The sequence below is a fragment of the Collimonas sp. GW821-FHT02H07 genome, assembly GCF_059421505.1.
Map to the genome: position 1 here is coordinate 1 of NZ_JBWKVC010000008.1, position 17,932 is coordinate 17,932.

Genomic DNA, 17,932 nt, shown 5'->3' on the forward strand with positions numbered 1-17,932 from the left:
TTATTAAAAAACCCTCTGCATCTCATCGTGCAGAGGGTTTTTGCTTTGCGCGGACGATTTGTAAAAGACCGCAGAAATACATTCAAAAATCGACGCTGCGCCGAAATACGGTGAAGATTTACGCTGCAGACGGCACTGCAATGCGGAAAATGCTGTCCCAGCCGCTAAATCTTTCAAATGTTTAGCGCACCACCCTCGAAATCGACAAAAAAAGCCAGTCAGCTTTCGCGACTGGCTTTCCTGCCGGCATATTCTGCTTTTATCTTGATCAACGATCGCAATTAGAACGGATAAGCCACCCGCAACACGGCAAAGTTTGCGCCGCTGTTCGGCTTCTTGATGCCGCCGTTGGAGAAATGCTGCAGCTTGATGCCGACATCAAGGCCGTTGCCGAACACATAGCCGGCACCAAGGTGGTCGCCAAATTCAAATGCGGTCGAAAAACGGCGGCTGTTGTTGTCATACAGGTGCGACATCAGATGCACGCCGATGCCGGCTTCACCATACAGGCCTCTTTTATCGTTGCTCTGGAAGCGGAACACAGGCGTGAAGCCAATGTCGGTCAGGTTCTTCGATTGGCCAGGCACATTCTGGTATTGGTTTTGACGGAATTCAGCCAGGCTCAAATCCCAGTAGCCGCCAAGCTGTGTGCTGCTGCCTTGCCATAATGGCGAACCCCAGTTCCATTGTGCGGCAACGCGGGCCAACTGGCTCTTGTTGCCGGTGCCGACTTCAAACGAGGCGGAATCAACGGCGAAGCTGTTGGCATGAACGCCAGCCAGCAGGCAGGCCGCGGCTAGAATCTTGAGTCCGGTTTGTTTTTTTTGCATAAAAGACTTTCGAGCGTAAAAAATAAAAAGCGAATGAAAGGCAAGTCCTCGCTCTATTCATGAAAGGGCTGCGCTGGCCGACTGGCGCCGACAGGTGCAAATGCTTCCCTTACCGGACTGCCGCGGCGCGCAGCTACAGCCCTAAAGAATAGTCGAAAACGGAGATTGTTGCCGAACTACAGATAATTCCTGTCGCAAAACGGTGACTCTGCGCTTTGCAATCAGGGGATATAAACGGGTTCTGTGCGGCCAGGCACATCCACGTGCAGCGCCAGGACACAGCCTGATAGCGGATATTTTTCCAGTTCCGCCGGACTGCGCTTTTCGCGCACGCTGGTGACATACAGGGTGCGCAGATCAGGCCCGCCAAACGCCATCATGGTCGGGCAGCGCACCGGCACGATCACTTCTTGCAGCACTTCGCCGGCAGGCGACAAGCGCAGCAGCCGGCCGCCTTCATACATGGCGCACCAGTAAGCGTCTTCGCTATCGACCGCAGCGCCGTCAGGGCGGCCGCCATAATCCGGCGCATTCTTGTCCATGGCGAACTGCCTGAGCACACGGCCGGCGCCGATCTTGCCGCTAGCCAGATCGAAGTCGTAGCTGCTGATCCTGTGCGCAGTGGTGTCGCTGTGATACAGGGTGCGGCTGTCGCCGCTGAAACCAAGGCCATTGGAGACCGTCACCGGATTTCCGGCGGCGCGCACCACGCCTTTTTCGATCGCATACAACTGGGCGCCGGCACGGTCGCGCGGCTCATAGATCGCGCCCGCCCAGAAGCGGCCGGCAGCGTCGCAGCGGCCGTCATTGAAGCGCGCGGTGGCTGCGTCGTAAGGCGCATCGGCGATGTGCGTGAGCGCACCGCTGTTCGTATCCAGGTATGCCACGCCTGTGCGCATGGCGACGACCAGCCCGCCGCCGGCGCGCAGACCGATGCAGCCTGGCTCGGCATCCAGCTGCCACATGGCGTGCTTGCCATCGGCTGGATGCAGTCGATGCACCTGCATCGCTGAAATATCGACCCAGTAAAGAGACGCTTCCGCTGCATGCCAAAGCGGGCACTCACCCAGTTGCATAGGGACGTCGTACGCGGCTGCGATTTGATTCATGTGTGTGATGATGTGAAAAGAGAGGGCGGAAGGAGATCAGACAGCGGGCTGCGAATGACAGCTGAATCGCAGCCCGCCTGATCGAATCGTTATAGCGTCGCCGGCATGGCTACCGGCGCGGTAATCATTGCTTCTTCAAATACGTCTCTGCAAGATTAACCCAGTAACTGGCGCCAATTGGCAGCAAGTCGTCGTTAAAATCGTAACTGGCGTTGTGCAGATTGCAGGGGCCGAGGCCGTGGCCGCTGTCCCGGTGGGCGCCTTCGCCGTTGCCGATGAAGACATAGCAGCCCGGCTTGTTCTGCAGCATGAAGGCGAAATCTTCCGCACCCATGGTTGGCTCAACCTCGGGATTGACGTTGTCGCTGCCAACCATCGCCTGTAGCACTTCGACCGCAAATGCCGTCTCCTTGGCATGGTTCACCAGCGGTGGATAGTTACGATGGAAGCGGAACTCGACTTCAGCGCCGAACGCCGCCGCGGTATGCTGCGCCACCTCGCGCATGCGGGCCTCGATCGTATCCAGCACCGGCAATGAAAAAGTCCGCACCGTGCCGATCAGCGTGGCGACATCGGGAATCACATTGGTGGCGCTGCCGCTATGAATCTGCGTCACCGACAGCACTGCCGGATCGTTGGGATTGATGTTGCGCGAAACAATGGTTTGCCAGCTCTGCGCGATCTGCACCGCGACCATGACCGGATCGATGCTTTTGTGCGGTTGCGCAGCATGCGAACCCTTGCCCTTGACGATCACCTCAAACTCATTGCTGGACGCCATCATCGGCCCGGCTGTCACGCCAAAGCTGCCGGTCGCCATGCCTGGCCAGTTATGCATGCCGAACACCGCTTCCATAGGACATTTCTCAAACAAGCCATCGTCGATCATGCGCTGCGCGCCGCCGCCGCCTTCTTCCGCCGGCTGGAAAATCAGATATACGGTACCGTCGAAATTGCGGTGCCGGGACAGATGATGCGCCGCACCAAGCAACATCGCGGTGTGGCCGTCATGCCCGCAAGCGTGCATCTTGCCCTGATGTTGGGAGGCATGTGGAAAAGTATTCAACTCCTGCACCGGCAAGGCATCCATATCGGCGCGCAAGCCGATGGCGCGGCTGCTGCTGCCGTTCTTTACGATACCGACAACACCGGTGACGCCCATCCCGCGCAGGATCGGGATCTGCCACTCGGTAAGCTTGCGCGCCACCACGTCGGAGGTGCGCTGTTCTTCATAGTTGAGTTCGGGATGTGCGTGCAAATCCCGTCGGATGGCTTGCAGTTCCGCCTGGAAGGCGATGATGGGATCGATCAAATTCATATTCGGCTCCTGATATGTGGCATGCCTCTTGCCTGTAAAAAAAGGTCGGAGGCGTAGCGTCCAGAATGTGTATATTACGCCTACACGGTCCATCGGTGTTCACTCACAGGAGAGCATTATGCGTCTGATGTCTTGGCCAGCAACCGGATTACGTGCATTCTTCATGGCTTGTCTGCTGGCGCTGGCGGCGTCTGTTCTGCCTCCCGCGGCGGCCCAGGAGTTCAAGCTGGCGATGAGTTCCCCGCCGTCTTCGATGGATCCCCACTTCTATAATCTGTTTCCCAATATCAACGTTTCCGATCATATCTTTGAGCAACTGGTGGCGATGGATGCCGACAGCCACATCATTCCGGCGCTGGCCGAGTCATGGACGCTGGTGAACAACCTGACCTGGGAATTCAAGCTGCGCAAGGGCGTGAAATTCCACGACGGCACGCCGCTGACGGCGGAAGACGTGGCCTGGTCGCTGGAACGGCCGGCCACGATCGTCGGCAGCCCGGGAAAATTCGACACCTACACCAAGGCCATCGTCAATAAAAAAATCGTCGATCCTTATACGATCCAGCTCACGACCAAAGAGCCGTATCCGCTGCTGCTGGCGGACCTGACCTCGATCTACATCGTGTCGAAGAAGGCGACGCAAGGCCTGAGCAGCGACGACTTTGCCAGCGGCAAGGGCATGGTCGGCACCGGCCCCTTCCGCTTCGTCAAATTCCAGCGCGACGACAGGGTCGAACTGGAACGCAATAACGACTACTGGGGCAAGAAGCCGGCCTGGAGCAAGGTCACCCTGCGCTTCATCCCCAACGACGCGACCCGCCTGGCGGCCTTGCTAGCCGGCGACGTGCAAGCCATCGAAAATGTGCCGACGCCGGATCTGGCCAAAGTCAGGGCGGACAAGAACCTGAGTTTCTACTCCAAGGTCTCGCACCGCGTGATTTATCTGTATCCGGACACGCGCCGCGAAAAATCGCCGTTCGTCACCGACAAAGACGGCAAGCCGCTCGACAAGAATCCGCTGATGGACCAACGCGTGCGCCGTGCTCTGTCGATCGCCATCAACCGCGATGCGATCCGCGACCGCGTGATGGAAGGATTGTCCGAGCCGACGGTCAACCTGGTGCCGGCCGCGCTGTTTGGCCATAATCCGGATCTCAAGCCGCCCAAATACGATCCCGAGGCAGCCAGGAAACTGCTGACCGAAGCAGGCTATCCGAACGGCTTCGGCCTGACCTTGCATACCCCGAACAACCGCTACATCAACGATGAGAAAATTGCCCAGACCATCGCTCAGATGTGGTCGCGCATCGGCGTCGCCACCAAGGTCGAAGGGGCGCCGATGTCGGTCTACGCGGCACGCGGCGCCAAGAGCGAGTACTCGATCGGCCTGCTGGGATGGGGTGCGCAAACCGGCGAAGCCTCGTCGCCGTTGCGGGCGATGGTGGCTTGCGATAATCCGGCGAAAGGCATGGGTGCGGTCAACTGGCTGAAATACTGCAATCCTAAAATGGATGCGGTGCTGGCCAAGGCACTCGCCAGCGTCGATGACAAGGAGCGTTCAGGCTTGCTGCAACAGGCCACCGCGATCGTCATCGACGACGGCGGCGTCATTCCCATTCACCAGCAAGTGACGACATGGGCCGCAAAAAAAGGTATCGTATATATCCCGCGCACCGATGAGCGTACCCACGCTTATCAATTCTACCCACAATAAAGAGAGGGATAAATCGCGCGCATATCCGCTCACTGCTGGTGGCGAGCGGATTTTTTATGGATTCCGGGATATTCGATGCTGGCTTTTATCATCCGCCGCGTATTGCAAAGTCTGGCCGTGCTGCTGGTCATGTCGTTGCTGGTGTTTATCGGCGTGTATGCGATCGGCAATCCGATCGACGTCCTGATCAGCCCCGACGCCGATCAGCTGGAACGCGCCAAGGTGATCGTCGCCTTCGGCCTCGACAAGCCGCTCTGGCTGCAATATTTCATTTTCCTGAAGAACGCGATCGGCGGCGACCTGGGGCGTTCATTTGCCTATTCGACGCCAGCCCTGAGCCTGATTTTCGAGCGCATGCCGGCGACGCTGGAGCTGTCTTCGGCGGCCATCCTGCTCTCCATCGTGCTGGGACTGCCGCTCGGCCTGCTGGCCGGCCTGCGTCCCAACGGCATCGTCGGCAAAGCCATCATGGCGATTTCCATCCTCGGCTTTTCGCTGCCGACATTCTGGGTCGGCCTGATGCTGATCATGGTGTTTGCGGTGCAGCTGGGATGGCTGCCTACCAGCGGCCGCGGCGAGACGCAATTGCTGCTGGGAGTGCCGGTCAGCTTCCTTGGCTGGGACGGCCTGAAGCATCTGCTGATGCCGGCTTTCAACCTGGCGCTGTTCAACATCGCCCTGGTGATTCGTCTCACACGCTCCGGCGCGCAGGAGGCGCTGATGCAGGACTATGTCAAGTTCGCCCGCGCCAAGGGCTTGCGCAACAGCCGCATCATCGGCGTCCACGTGCTGAAAAACATCTTGATTCCTATCGTCACCGTGATCGCCTTGCAGTTCGGCTCGATCATCGCCTTTTCCATCGTCACCGAAACCGTATTCGCCTGGCCCGGCATGGGCAAGCTGATCATCGATTCGATCCGCGTGCTGGACCGGCCGGTGATCGTCGCTTATCTGTTATTGATCGTCACGATCTTCATCGTCATCAACCTGGTGGTGGACATGCTGTACTCGCTGCTCGATCCGCGCGTGCGCCTGGCAGAAAGCAAAGGCTGACATGCAACTGACCCAGGCAATCGAGACCGTGGAAACACCCTGGCAGCGTTTCGTCAGGAATTATTTCAGCAGCAAGATCGCCACCATCGGCTTCGTGCTGCTGGTGCTGATCCTGCTGGCGGCCATATTCGCGCCTGCGATTTCACCGCAGAATCCCTACGACCTGGCCAAGCTGGATGTCATGGACTCACGTTTGGAACCGGGCAAGGCTTCGGTCGACGGCAGCATGACTTATCTGCTCGGCACCGACGACCAGGGGCGCGACATGCTGTCGGCGATCCTGTACGGCATCCGCATTTCCGTGATGGTCGGCGTGGTCAGCACCGTCATCGCGCTGTCGCTGGGCCTGACGCTGGGCTTGCTGGCGGGGTATGCCGGCGGCCGCACAGAAGCGTTCATCATGCGGATAGCGGATATCCAGCTGTCTTTTCCACCCATCCTGATTGCCCTGATCCTGCTGGCGCTGACCGGTCGCGGCGTGGACAAGATCATCATCGCGCTGGTGGCTGTGCAATGGGCCTATTACGCGCGCACTACCCGCAGCGCCGCGCTGGTCGAACGCAAGAAGGAATATATCGAAGCCGCCACGGCGCTTGGCTTGTCGCCCTTGCGCATCATGTTCCGCCATTTGCTGCCCAACTGCCTGCCGCCGCTGATCGTGATCGCTGCCTTGCAGGTGGCGTCGGCGATTTCGCTGGAAGCGACGCTTTCCTTCCTCGGACTAGGCTTGCCGATCACGGAGCCGTCGCTGGGACTGCTGATCGCTAACGGCTTCCAGTATCTGCTCTCCGGCAAATACTGGATCAGCGTGTTTCCCGGCATCGCCTTGTTGCTGACGGTGGTGACCATCAACCTGGTGGCGGACCAGCTGCGCGACGTCCTCAATCCGCGCCTGCAGACGCAATAAGGCGACTATGGATACTCCAACGACACTGGTAGTGAACAATCTGCAGACCCAGTTTTCCACCCGCGCCGGACTGGTGAAAGCGGTCGACCAGGTGTCGTTTTCCATCAAGCGCGGTGAAATCATGGGACTGGTCGGTGAATCGGGCTCGGGAAAATCGATGACTGGCTATTCCATCATGGGCCTGATCGACGCACCCGGAAAAATCGTCGCCGGCGAGATTCTGCTGCAAGGAAATGAATTGCGCGGGCTGCCGGCGGAAGCCATGCGCAAGATCCGCGGCAATCGCATCGCCATGATTTTCCAGGATCCGATGATGACCTTGAATCCGGTGCTGCGCATCGACACGCAAATGATGGAAGCGGTGCGCGCGCATCAGGATGTCAGCAAGATGGTGGCGCGCGAAATGGCGCGCGAGGCGCTGGTGCGGGTCGGCATCCCCTCGCCGGATGAACGCTTGCAAGCGTATCCACATCAGTTTTCAGGCGGCATGCGGCAGCGCGTGGCGATCGCCATCGCCTTGCTGAACAAGCCGGACCTGATCATTTGCGACGAACCGACTACCGCGCTGGACGTGACGATACAAGGGCAGATCTTGTACGAGATGCAGAAGCTGTGCCGGGAATCGGGCACGGCGCTGATCTGGATCACGCACGACCTGTCGGTGGTGGCCGGCCTGGCCGATACCGTGGCGGTGATGTACGCCGGCCGCATCGTCGAAAGCGGCACGGTGCAGCAAGTGCTGGAACATCCGCGTCATCCCTATACCCATGGCCTGATCGCCTCGGCGCCTTCGCGCAATCCGCGCGGCCAGCCGCTGCAGCAGATTCCCGGCATGACGCCGTCGCTGTTGAATCTGCCCGAAGGCTGCGCATTCCGCACGCGCTGCGCCCATGCCACCGATGAGTGCCTGCAAACGCCGCCGCTGCGCACGGTCGGACAGCGCATGCTGCGTTGTTTCCATCCGCTGCAGGATAGTCCGAACGGAGCAATGCAATGAGCGCGCTTGAAGATCGCCAGGCTGACATAGCCTCAGCGTCATCGCCGTTGCTGGAAATGCAGGCGGTCAGCAAGCAGTTCGTCAAGAATCTCGATAGCGCGGCGAAAATCGCCAACCTGTTTGGCGCCCGCATGCAGCAGGAAGTGGTGCATGCGGTGGACGATGTCAGCCTGAGCATCGCGCGCGGCGAAGTAGTGGGGCTGGTGGGCGAATCAGGATGCGGCAAATCGACCCTGGGGCGGATGGCGGTCGGCCTGCATAGCCTCAGCGCCGGCGCGCGCCTGTGGAAGGGGCAGTCGCTGGAACAGCTTGCCGTGCCTGAACGGCGCAAGAAGCAACTGGCGATCCAGATGATTTTCCAGGATCCCTATGCTTCGCTGAATCCGCGCATGCGGGTGCAGGACATCGTCGGCGAGGCGCCGTTGGTGCATGGCATGGTGAGCGCATCGCAACAGCGCGAATATGTCGAAAGCCTGCTGCAAAGGGTGGGGCTGGACGGCGGCATGCTGCGCCGTTTCCCGCACCAGTTTTCCGGCGGCCAGCGGGCGCGGGTCGGCATTGCGCGCGCCCTGGCGGTCAAGCCGGAATTCCTGGTGTGCGACGAGGCCGTGGCGGCGCTGGATGTGTCGATCCAGGCCCAGGTGCTGAACCTGTTCATCAAGCTGCGCGACGAGCTCGACCTGACCTATCTGTTCATCAGCCACGACCTGGGCGTGGTGCGCCATTTGTCGGACCGGGTGCTGATCATGTATCTCGGCCGCATCGTCGAATCGGCCGCGGCCGACACCATCTTCGGCAGCGCGAATCATCCCTACACCCAGGCCTTGCTGGCGTCGGCGCCCAAGCTGGAAGTCAGGAGAACCGAATTCTTTGCAGTGAAAGGCGAAATCCCGTCGCCGCTGCATCCACCCGCCGGCTGTCATTTCCATCCGCGCTGTCCGCATGCGATGGCGCGTTGTAAAGAGGAAAAGCCGGCATTGAAAGAAATCAGCAGCAACCATTTTTCGGCCTGCCATCTGAACGACGGCTAGTTTGCCGGACAAATACAGGACAAATCATGACTACCCCGCACACTACAGCACTGACACCTTCCGCCGACGTCATGGCAATGATCGAACGCCTGATCGCGTTCCCGACCGTATCGCGCGATTCCAACCTGGGATTGATCGAATGGACCCGCGACTACCTGGCCGGCTTCGGCGTCAAATCGCGCCTGACCTACGATGCCAGCGGCAAGAAGGCCAATCTGTTTGCCACCCTGGGCGAAGGTCCCAAGCCCGGCCTGATCTTGTCCGGCCATACCGACGTGGTGCCGGTCGAAGGCCAGGCCTGGGACAGCGATCCTTTCAAGGCCGTCGTCAAGGATGGCCTGCTGTACGGCCGCGGCTCGGCCGACATGAAGAGCTACATCGCCACCGCGCTGGCGCTGACGCCGCAATTCCTGGCGGCGAAGATGGATGCGCCGCTGCACTTCGCCCTGTCGTATGACGAAGAAGTGGGCTGCATCGGCGTGCAAGGATTGATCAAGGACTTGCAGGAACTGGGACTGAAGCCGGCGGCCTGCATCGTCGGCGAGCCGACCTCGATGCAGCCGATCATCGCGCATAAAGGCACGCATCGTTTCCGCTGCTGCGTGCGCGGCCGCGAAGCCCATTCCAGCTACACCACCATGGGCGTCAACTCGATCGAATACGCGGCCCGCGTCATCGTCTACATCCGCCAGATGGCGGACCGCTTCGCCCAGCTGGAGACGCGTGACTATGGCTTCACCGTGCCTTACACCACCATGCAGACCGGTCTGATCCACGGCGGCCTGGCAGCCAACATCGTACCGAAGGATTGCCGCTTCGAATTCGAGGCGCGCACCATGCCGGGCATCGATGTCGAACGCCTGTATCAGGAAATCCAGGATTTCGCCGCGACCCTGCTGCCGGAAATGCAAAGGGTGGAGCCGAATGCCGCCATCGACTTTGAATGGCTGGCTTCCGCGCCCGGCCTCAACATGCAGGAAAGCGATGCCGTGGTGCAGCTGGCCAAGGCGCTGGCGCGCAATACATCGCATGGCGCGGTGTCCTACGGCACCGAAGCCGGCCTGTTCCAGCGCGCCGGCATTCCTACCGTGGTCTGCGGCCCGGGCAGCATCGAGCAGGCGCACCGGCCGAATGAGTTCGTGGCGCTGGAACAGGTGGCGCAGTGCGAAGCCTTCATGCTGCGCCTGATGGATCCGGGGATGCAGCTGCAAGCCGGCAAATAGAAAAAAAGAGCGCGGCTATCTAATAGTCATCCTGTGCGGCCGGATTTTGCTAAAGTAGCGTATTGAAGCGCCTTGGTTCTGATGACATTATGACTACTTCCATCGTTCGTGCCGCCTGCCCGCATGACTGCCCCGATACTTGTGCATTGCTGGTGACGGTGACCGACGGCGTCGCCACCGAAGTCCGCGGCGATCCCGACCATCCCACCACGGCCGGCGTCCTCTGCACCAAGGTCTCGCGCTACACCGAACGGACCTATCACAAGGACCGCCTGCTGCATCCGCTCAAGCGGGTCGGCAACAAGGGCGAAGGCAAGTTCGTGCAGATCAGCTGGGATGAAGCCATCGCCACGATTGCCGAACGGCTGGGCCAGATCGCCGCGCGCAATCCGCAAGCCATCCTGCCTTACAGCTACGCCGGCACCATGGGCCTGGTGCAGGGCGAGTCGATGTCGATGCGTTTTTTCAACCGCATCGGCGCCTCGCTGCTGGACCGCACCATCTGCGCCTCGGCCGGCGGCGCCGGCTACAAGTACACCCTGGGCGCCAGGATAGGCACCGACCTTGAACAATTCCAGAACGCCAAGCTGATCCTGATCTGGGGCAGCAATCCGATCGCCTCGAACCTGCATTTCTGGATGCGCGCGCAGGAAGCCAAGCGCAACGGCGCCAGGTTGATCGCCATCGATCCCTACCGATCCCTGACCGCCGACAAATGCCATCAGCATATTGCGCTGCTGCCGGGCACCGACTCGGCGCTGGTGCTGGGCATGATGCATGTGCTGATCGCCGAAGACCTGCTGGACCATGATTACATTGCGCGCCACACGCTGGGCTTCGAGCAGCTCAAACAGCGGGTGCTGGAATGGACGCCGCAAAAGACCGCGGAAGTGTGCGGCATCACCGCCGAGGAAGTGACCGAACTGGCGCGCGCCTATGGCGCCGCGGCCTTGCGCGGCGAGGGCGCGGCGATCCGCATCAACTACGGTTTGCAGCGGGTCCGCGGCGGCGGCATGGCGGTGCGCAACATCAGCTGCCTGCCGGCGCTGGTCGGCGCCTGGCGCCACGCTGCCGGCGGCGTCCAGCTGTCGGCCTCGGACAGCTTCCCGAAGAACAGCCAGGCATTGCAGCGCCCCGATTTCCTGAGCAAGCAAGGCGTGGCGCCGCGCACCATCAACATGAGCACCATCGGCGACGATTTGCTGCGTGAGGCCTCGCCTGAATTCGGCCCGAAAATCGAAGCAGTGATCGTGTATAACTCGAATCCCGTGGCGGTGGCGCCGGAGTCGGGCGTTGTCGCCCGCGGTTTCGCGCGCGAAGACCTGTTCACCGTGGTGCTGGAACACTTCCAGACCGATACCGCCGATTACGCCGACATCGTATTGCCGGCGACGACCCAGCTGGAACACGTAGACGCCCATTCGGCCTACGGCCATCTGTACATGCTGGCGAACAACGCGGCGATTGCGCCGCTCGGCGAAGCCAAGCCGAACACCGAGATTTTCCGCCTGCTGGCGGCGCGCATGGGATTCGACGATGCCTGTTTCCGCGAGAGCGACGATGAAATCGCAGCGCAGGCGTTCGATCGCAAGAACGTACGCGCCATCCATTTCGACTGGGATACGCTCAAGCAGAACGGCTGGCAGAAACTGAACATGCCGGATGCGCCTTTCGCCGACGGCGGCTTCCCGACGCCCTCCGGCAAATGCGAGTTCTACAGCGCGCAAATGCTGAAAGACGGCCTTGATCCTTTGCCGGCATATATTGCGCCGTACGAGTCGCGCGCCAGCAATCCTGAACTGGCCAAGAAATATCCGCTGGGGATGATTTCGCCGCCGGCGCGCAACTTCCTCAACTCCAGTTTCGTCAACGTCAAGAGCCTGCGCGATACCGAAGGCGAACCGCATCTCGACATGCATCCTGCCGACGCCGCCCAGCGTGGCCTGGCCACTGGCGATACGGTCCGTATCTTCAACGACCGCGGCAGCTTCAATGCCAGGCTGAGAGTCACCGACAAGGCCAGGACCGGCCTGGTGGTGGGCTTGTCGATCTGGTGGAAAAAAATGGCCAGCGACGGCAAGAACGCCAACGAGGTGACCAGCCAGCGCCTGACCGACATGGGACGCGCGCCGACCTTCTACGATGTGCTGGTGGAGGTGGAAAAAGTGCAAATGAGCGGCGCCGGCGGGATCAGCGCCAACGCATGAGAACGCGCCGGCTGCTTCCGCTGCTTGCCTTGGTGCTGGTGTCGGGATGCGCCCAGCTGGCCTATTACGGCCAAGCCGCCAACGGCCAGTTTTCCCTGCTCGACCGCGCCCATCCGATTGACGACTGGCTGGCCGATCCGAACGCCGATGCCGGTCTCAAGGCCAAGCTGAAGCGCAGCAAGCAGATGCGCCGCTTTGCCGTCACTGACCTCGGCCTGCCGGACAATCGCAGCTACACCGAATATGCGGACCTGCAGCGGCCCTTCGCCTTGTGGAACGTGGTGGCGGCGCCGGCGCTGTCGCTGGAGCCCCGGCAATGGTGTTTTCCAATTGCCGGCTGCGTGAATTATCGCGGTTACTTCAGCAAGGAAGCGGCGCAAAAATTTGCCGCCGAGCTGCGGCAGCAAGGCTACGACGTCCAGGTCAGCGGCGTGCCGGCCTATTCGACACTGGGCTGGTTCAACGACCCGCTGCTGTCGACGTTCATCAAGTACCCCGACGGCGAACTGGCGCGGCTGATTTTCCATGAGCTGGCGCATCAGACCGTCTATGCCAAAGACGATACCCAGTTCAATGAATCGTTTGCCACCACTGTGGAACAAGCCGGCGTCGAGCGCTGGCTGCAGGCGGTCGGCGACCAGAAAATGCGCGACGCCTACGTCCAGTTTGAAGGACGCAAGCAAGCGTTCCTGGCGTTGCTGCTGAAGTACCGCCAGCAGCTGGCCAGCAACTATGCCAGCGATCGCAGCGATGCTGAGAAGCTGCAGCAGAAGGCAGAGATCTTTGCCGCCCTGCAGGGCGAATACCAGCGGCTCAAGGCCAGCTGGGGCGGCTATACCGGCTACGACCGCTGGTTTGCCGAGCCGCTGTCGAATGCGCACCTGGCGCTGGTGGCGACCTATTACGACCTGGTGCCGGGATTCAAGGCTTTGCTGGCGCAGCAGCAGACCTTGCCGAAGTTTTATATCGCCGTCGCCAGGCTGGCCAAGCTCAGCAAGGAAGAAAGACATCGCCAACTGGACGAACTGGCAAAAACGCCATCCGCATGAGAATGCCGGCCGGACCGTCGTATTGCGATAGGCTATTGGTTACAATGACAAGATGACCTTCAATACCGACCTGCATCGCAGCACCTTGAAACTGCCCGGCCGCCTGACGCGCGACGGCAGCTCCGCACTGGAAATGAGCGTCATCGATGCCGGTCCCGAATATGGCCGCGGCGCGCGAAACCAGCAGCCGACCATGGTGTTCATCCACGGCTTCGGCGGCCGCGCCGCCTATTGGGAATACCAGCTGGAACAGTTCCAGACCGACTACCGCGTGATCGCCCTTGATCTGCGCGGCCACGGCTACACCGATGCGCCGGCCGAGGCCGACGGCGCGCGTTACGACGTGCCGGAGCTGGTCGCCGACATCGCCGCGGCCCTCGACCTGCTGGAGCTGCCGCCGCAATTCATCCTGGTGTGCCACTCATTCGGCGGCGCGCTGTCCGCCTTCTTCCTCAAGCAGTTTTCGCAACGCGTGTCGGCATTGATCATGATCGCTTCGGCCGCGCGTTTCCGCCTGCGCTGGGCTGGCCGCACCTTGCTGCGTATGCCGCCGCCGATTTTCGGCATGGTGCGCAGGCTGATGCCGTATTTCGGCATCACCGCCGCCCGCATCTATCCGCCGCCGCATGTGGTCTACCTGCAAAACAAGAACGCCTTGCTGCCGTGGGATGGCGGCGAATATCTGCGCGCTATCAAGGTGCCGGCGCTGGTGATTCTCGGCCATCGCGATATCCTGTTCGATGAAGCGGCCTACAAGGAAGTCGCCAGCCTGATTCCCGGCGCCGAGGAAGTGGTGGTGCCGGTCTCCGCGCATCAAGTGATGGTGGAGCGGCCCGATGCCGTCAACCGCGCCATCGAACGCTTCCTGCAGATGCAGTCCGATCCGGCCGAGCAGGCCGAGCGCCGCCTGCGGCAAAAGGCGGAACGGCGCGCCGCCCGCAAGCAGCTGGAGAGCGAACGCCCGTGGCTGAAGTTCTACGATGCCCGTACTCCCTACCGCATCAAGCTGCCGACGGTGGCCTTGCCGCGCCTGCTGGAGGCGACCGCCAGGCGCTTTGCCAAGACCACCGCCTTGTCCTACCGCGGCGGCAGGATTGGCTGGCGCGAGCTGGACCGCCAGGCAAATCGTTTCGCCAACGGCTTGATCGACATGCGCATCAAGCCCGGCGAGCGGATCTTGCTGGCCATGCCGAATATTCCCTCGCTGGTGATTGCCTATTTCGGCATCCTGAAGGCCGGTGCGGTAGCAGTCCTGAGCGATGCCGCCACCCCGGCAGAAATCCTGCTGACGCGGATTGCCGATGCCGGCGCAGTGATGCTGGTGACCACCACCAACCGCTACGACGAATTGCGCGACGTCCTGCAAAGCGATCGCCGCGCCGCGGCTTTGCGGCGCGTGATCTTTGCCTCGATGATCGATCACATGGGCTGGCGCGAAAAGCTCAAGTTCGCCGCCCTGCATCATGTCCAGGAAGGCCACTGGCTGCCTTGGTTCCGGCAAGACAAGCAGCACCGCAAGCAGGAGCGGCGCTATCTGAAATTCAAGCAGGTGCTGGGGCGCGGCACGGTCTATCCTGCCGAGCTGACGCAAGACGTCAACGATATTGCCGTGGTGGTCTACACCTATGGCGCCGGCGGCACGCCGCTGCCGGTGGCGCTGTCGCATCGCAACCTGGCGGCGAATGCCTTGCAGCTGCGGCACTGGCTGCCGGAATCGCGGCCCGGCGACGAACGCTTCCTGGCGCAGCAGCCCTTGTCCAGCGCCTACGGCCTGACGGGAGTACTGCACCTCGGCGTCTATCTGGGCGCTACCCTGATCCTGCTGCCGGGGGCCGAGCTGGAACCCTTGCTGAAGACGGTGAAAAAAATGCGTCCTACTTATTTCCCGACCACGCCGCGCATGGTGCGCGAGCTGGCGCACACGCCCGGCGTGCGGCGCTACGGCCTGGCGTCGATCCGCGTGTGCGCCGTCAGCGGTTCACCGCTGGCGCAGGAAATCCGCGAGGAATTTGAAAAGCTGACGCGCGGCCGCCTGGTTGAAGCCTACGGCCTTACCGAAGCCTCGCCGGCGGTGCTGGCCATGCCGCTGTCGGCGCGCCGCAACCCGGGCGTGGTCGGCGTGCCGCTGCCGGATACCGAAGTGAAAGTGGTCGACCTCGATAGCGGCGAACCTCTTCCCAGCGACACCTTGGGCGAGCTATGGGTGCGCGGGCCGCAGCTCTTCGCCGGCTACGATCAGGGCCGTGCCGATGACGCCGGACACGGCGCCACTGCCTTGAATCTGATTGCCAAAAAAATAAGCGAGGAACGCCTGCATGACGGCTGGCTGGCCACCGGCGACGTCGCCAGCATCGACGAAGACGGTTTTGTCTCCATCGTCGACCGCAAGAGTAATATGTTGATACGGGGTGGCCAGCGGGTGTTCCCGCGGCAGATCGAAGAAGTCTTGTTCGAGCATCCCGCGGTAGCCGTCGCGCACGTGAAATGGAGTCCGGACGAGGAGGGCGTGAAGCACTTGCGGGCAGAGGTTTTGCTGCACCACAACATGAAGCTGGGTGTCGACGATTTGCTCAAATATGCGTCAAAACGCTTGCATGCCGACGCTTTGCCCGATAGCATCGCGATAGAACAAAAAAATACAACCGTGCTTTTTTAGCAGACCCAGTACTACCCCCCTATCGGCGTGTTTTTTATCTCAAGTGAAACAAGCCAAAAACAATGCATTTATAACAATCAGAGACTAAAGGCAAAGTATGGATAAATACGTGGATAAATTTTGGCTCAAATCGTATCCTGAAGGCGTGGCCACTGAGATCGATTACACGCAGTACCAGTCGCTGGTGCAATTGCTGGAAGAAGCGTTTCAAAAGTACGCGGCACGCAATGCCTATGCCTGCATGGGCAAATACCTGACCTACGCCGAGGTCGACCAGATGTCGCGCAAGGTCGGCGCCTGGCTGCAAGGCAAGGGTTTGCAAAAGGGCGCGCGCGTGGCCATCATGATGCCTAACGTGCTGCAATATCCGGTGGCGATTGCCGCGATCCTGCGGGCCGGCTATACCGTGGTCAACGTCAATCCGCTGTATACCCCGCGCGAACTGGAGCACCAGCTCAACGATTCCGGCGCCGAAGCCATCTTCATCCTCGAGAATTTCGCCACGACATTGCAGCAAGTGGTCGCGCGGACCAAGATCAAGCATGTCGTGGTGGCCAGCATGGGCGACCTGATGGGCGTCAAGGGCTTGCTGGTGAACCTGGTGGTGCGCCATGTCAAGAAGATGGTGCCGAGTTTTTCCTTGCCTGGTTCGACGCCGTTCAACAGCGTGCTGTCGCAAGGCGCGGCGACGCAGTTGAAGGCCGTCGCGCTGGGCCCGGAAGACGTCGCCTTCCTGCAATATACCGGCGGCACTACCGGCGTCTCCAAGGGCGCCACCCTGACCCATCGCAACGTGGTGGCCAACGTGCTGCAGGCGGAAGCCTGGCTGTCGCCCGGCCTGGCCAGCGGACCGAAGGTCGAACAACTGGCGTTCGTGTGCGCCTTGCCGCTGTATCACATCTTTGCGCTGACGGTGTGCGGCTTGCTGGGCATGCGCGAAGGCGCCCTGAACCTGCTGATCCCGAATCCGCGCGACATCGCCGGCCTGATCAAGGAAATGTCGAAATACCAGATCAACACCTTCCCGGCCGTGAACACTTTGTACAACGCCTTGCTGCACCATCCTGACTTCGCCAAGCTGGACTTCTCCGGCTACCGGGTCTGCGTCGGCGGCGGCATGGCGGTGCAAAAGGCGGTTGCGGATAAATGGAAGGAAGTCACCGGCTGCCCGATCATCGAAGGCTACGGCTTGTCCGAAACCTCGCCGATCGCCAGCGCCAATCCTTGCACGATCACCGAATACAGCGGCACCATCGGCTTGCCGCTGCCGTCCACCGAGATCGCCATCCTGGACGATAACGGCCAGCCGGTGCCGCTCGGACAACCCGGCGAAATCGCGATCCGCGGCCCGCAAGTGATGCGCGGCTACTGGAACCGCGATGATGAAACCGCCAAGGTCATGACCGCTGACGGTTTCTTCAAGTCGGGCGATATCGGCGTCATGGATGAGCGCGGCTACACCAAGATCGTCGACCGCAAGAAAGACATGATCCTGGTCTCCGGCTTCAATGTCTATCCGAACGAAGTCGAAGGCGTGGTGGTGCAGCATCCCGGCGTGCTGGAATGCGCCTGCGTCGGCGTGCCGGACGAGCATGCCGGCGAAGTCGTGAAGATTTTCGTGGTGCGCAAGGATCCGTCGCTGACGGCCGAGCAACTGATGGCTTACTGCCGCGAACAGCTGACCGGCTACAAGCGTCCGAAATACATCGAGTTCCGCACCGATTTGCCGAAGACTAACGTCGGCAAGATCTTGCGCCGCGAATTGCGCGATGAAAAACCCGCGGAACAAAAGCAGGCTGCCTGAGGATTAAAAGCAGCAGCATCTTGCCGGATGCCGC

14 protein-coding genes are annotated in these 17,932 nt (G+C 61.0%); 11 read left to right on the forward strand and 3 right to left on the reverse strand.

Annotated elements, in window-relative coordinates; translation table 11 throughout:
* On the forward strand, positions 1 to 185 hold a 185-nt coding region (locus AC07V8_RS13680; protein WP_494678699.1), incomplete at its 5' end, for a hypothetical protein.
* Between the two features lie 96 nt (positions 186 to 281).
* Here AC07V8_RS13680 and AC07V8_RS13685 read toward each other — a convergent pair.
* From AC07V8_RS13685 to AC07V8_RS13695, 3 genes are all read right to left on the reverse strand, one after another.
* Positions 282 to 830: an acyloxyacyl hydrolase gene (locus AC07V8_RS13685; protein WP_494678700.1), complete on the reverse strand. Its 549-nt coding sequence runs from the start codon at positions 828 to 830 to the stop codon at positions 282 to 284.
* 221 nt (positions 831 to 1,051) lie between these two features.
* Positions 1,052 to 1,939 (reverse strand): SMP-30/gluconolactonase/LRE family protein, encoded by an 888-nt coding sequence (locus AC07V8_RS13690; protein WP_494678701.1) that lies wholly within the window; start codon positions 1,937 to 1,939, stop codon positions 1,052 to 1,054.
* Between the two features lie 124 nt (positions 1,940 to 2,063).
* Complete coding sequence (locus AC07V8_RS13695; protein WP_494678702.1) at positions 2,064 to 3,257, reverse strand: M20 aminoacylase family protein; 1,194 nt, start codon at positions 3,255 to 3,257, stop codon at positions 2,064 to 2,066.
* Between the two features lie 163 nt (positions 3,258 to 3,420).
* Here AC07V8_RS13695 and AC07V8_RS13700 point away from each other — a divergent pair, with 163 nt between their 5' ends.
* From AC07V8_RS13700 to AC07V8_RS13745, 10 genes are all read left to right on the forward strand, one after another.
* Positions 3,421 to 4,971 carry an ABC transporter substrate-binding protein gene (locus tag AC07V8_RS13700; protein WP_494678894.1) on the forward strand — a complete coding sequence of 517 codons (1,551 nt, stop codon included), beginning with the start codon at positions 3,421 to 3,423 and terminating at the stop codon, positions 4,969 to 4,971.
* Between the two features lie 75 nt (positions 4,972 to 5,046).
* Positions 5,047 to 6,024 (forward strand): ABC transporter permease, encoded by a 978-nt coding sequence (locus AC07V8_RS13705; RefSeq protein WP_494678703.1) that lies wholly within the window; start codon positions 5,047 to 5,049, stop codon positions 6,022 to 6,024.
* A 1-nt stretch (position 6,025) separates the two neighbouring features.
* Positions 6,026 to 6,931, forward strand: a complete 906-nt coding sequence (locus AC07V8_RS13710; protein WP_494678704.1) for an ABC transporter permease — start codon at positions 6,026 to 6,028, stop codon at positions 6,929 to 6,931.
* 7 nt (positions 6,932 to 6,938) lie between these two features.
* Positions 6,939 to 7,928, forward strand: coding sequence for an ABC transporter ATP-binding protein (locus AC07V8_RS13715; protein ID WP_494678705.1), 990 nt, complete (start codon positions 6,939 to 6,941; stop codon positions 7,926 to 7,928).
* Entirely contained in the window at positions 7,925 to 8,959 is a 1,035-nt protein-coding gene (locus tag AC07V8_RS13720) for an ABC transporter ATP-binding protein (RefSeq protein ID WP_494678706.1), read from the forward strand. Before AC07V8_RS13715 ends, AC07V8_RS13720 begins: the two co-directional genes overlap by 4 nt.
* Before the next feature lie 26 nt (positions 8,960 to 8,985).
* On the forward strand, positions 8,986 to 10,182 hold the full coding sequence (gene argE, locus AC07V8_RS13725; RefSeq protein ID WP_494678707.1) for an acetylornithine deacetylase: 1,197 nt from the start codon (positions 8,986 to 8,988) through the stop codon (positions 10,180 to 10,182).
* An 89-nt stretch (positions 10,183 to 10,271) separates the two neighbouring features.
* A complete protein-coding gene (locus AC07V8_RS13730; protein ID WP_494678708.1) occupies positions 10,272 to 12,389 on the forward strand; it encodes a molybdopterin-containing oxidoreductase family protein in 2,118 nt (705 codons plus the stop codon).
* Positions 12,386 to 13,438, forward strand: coding sequence for an aminopeptidase (locus AC07V8_RS13735; protein ID WP_494678709.1), 1,053 nt, complete (start codon positions 12,386 to 12,388; stop codon positions 13,436 to 13,438). Before AC07V8_RS13730 ends, AC07V8_RS13735 begins: the two co-directional genes overlap by 4 nt.
* A 52-nt stretch (positions 13,439 to 13,490) precedes the next feature.
* Positions 13,491 to 16,094 carry an alpha/beta fold hydrolase gene (locus tag AC07V8_RS13740; protein WP_494678710.1) on the forward strand — a complete coding sequence of 868 codons (2,604 nt, stop codon included), beginning with the start codon at positions 13,491 to 13,493 and terminating at the stop codon, positions 16,092 to 16,094.
* Positions 16,095 to 16,203: 109 nt separating this feature from the next.
* The gene (locus AC07V8_RS13745; protein WP_494678711.1) at positions 16,204 to 17,898 is read left to right on the forward strand and encodes a long-chain fatty acid--CoA ligase; all 1,695 of its coding nucleotides are present in this window, start codon (positions 16,204 to 16,206) and stop codon (positions 17,896 to 17,898) included.
* The last annotated feature ends 34 nt before the right edge of the window (positions 17,899 to 17,932 follow it).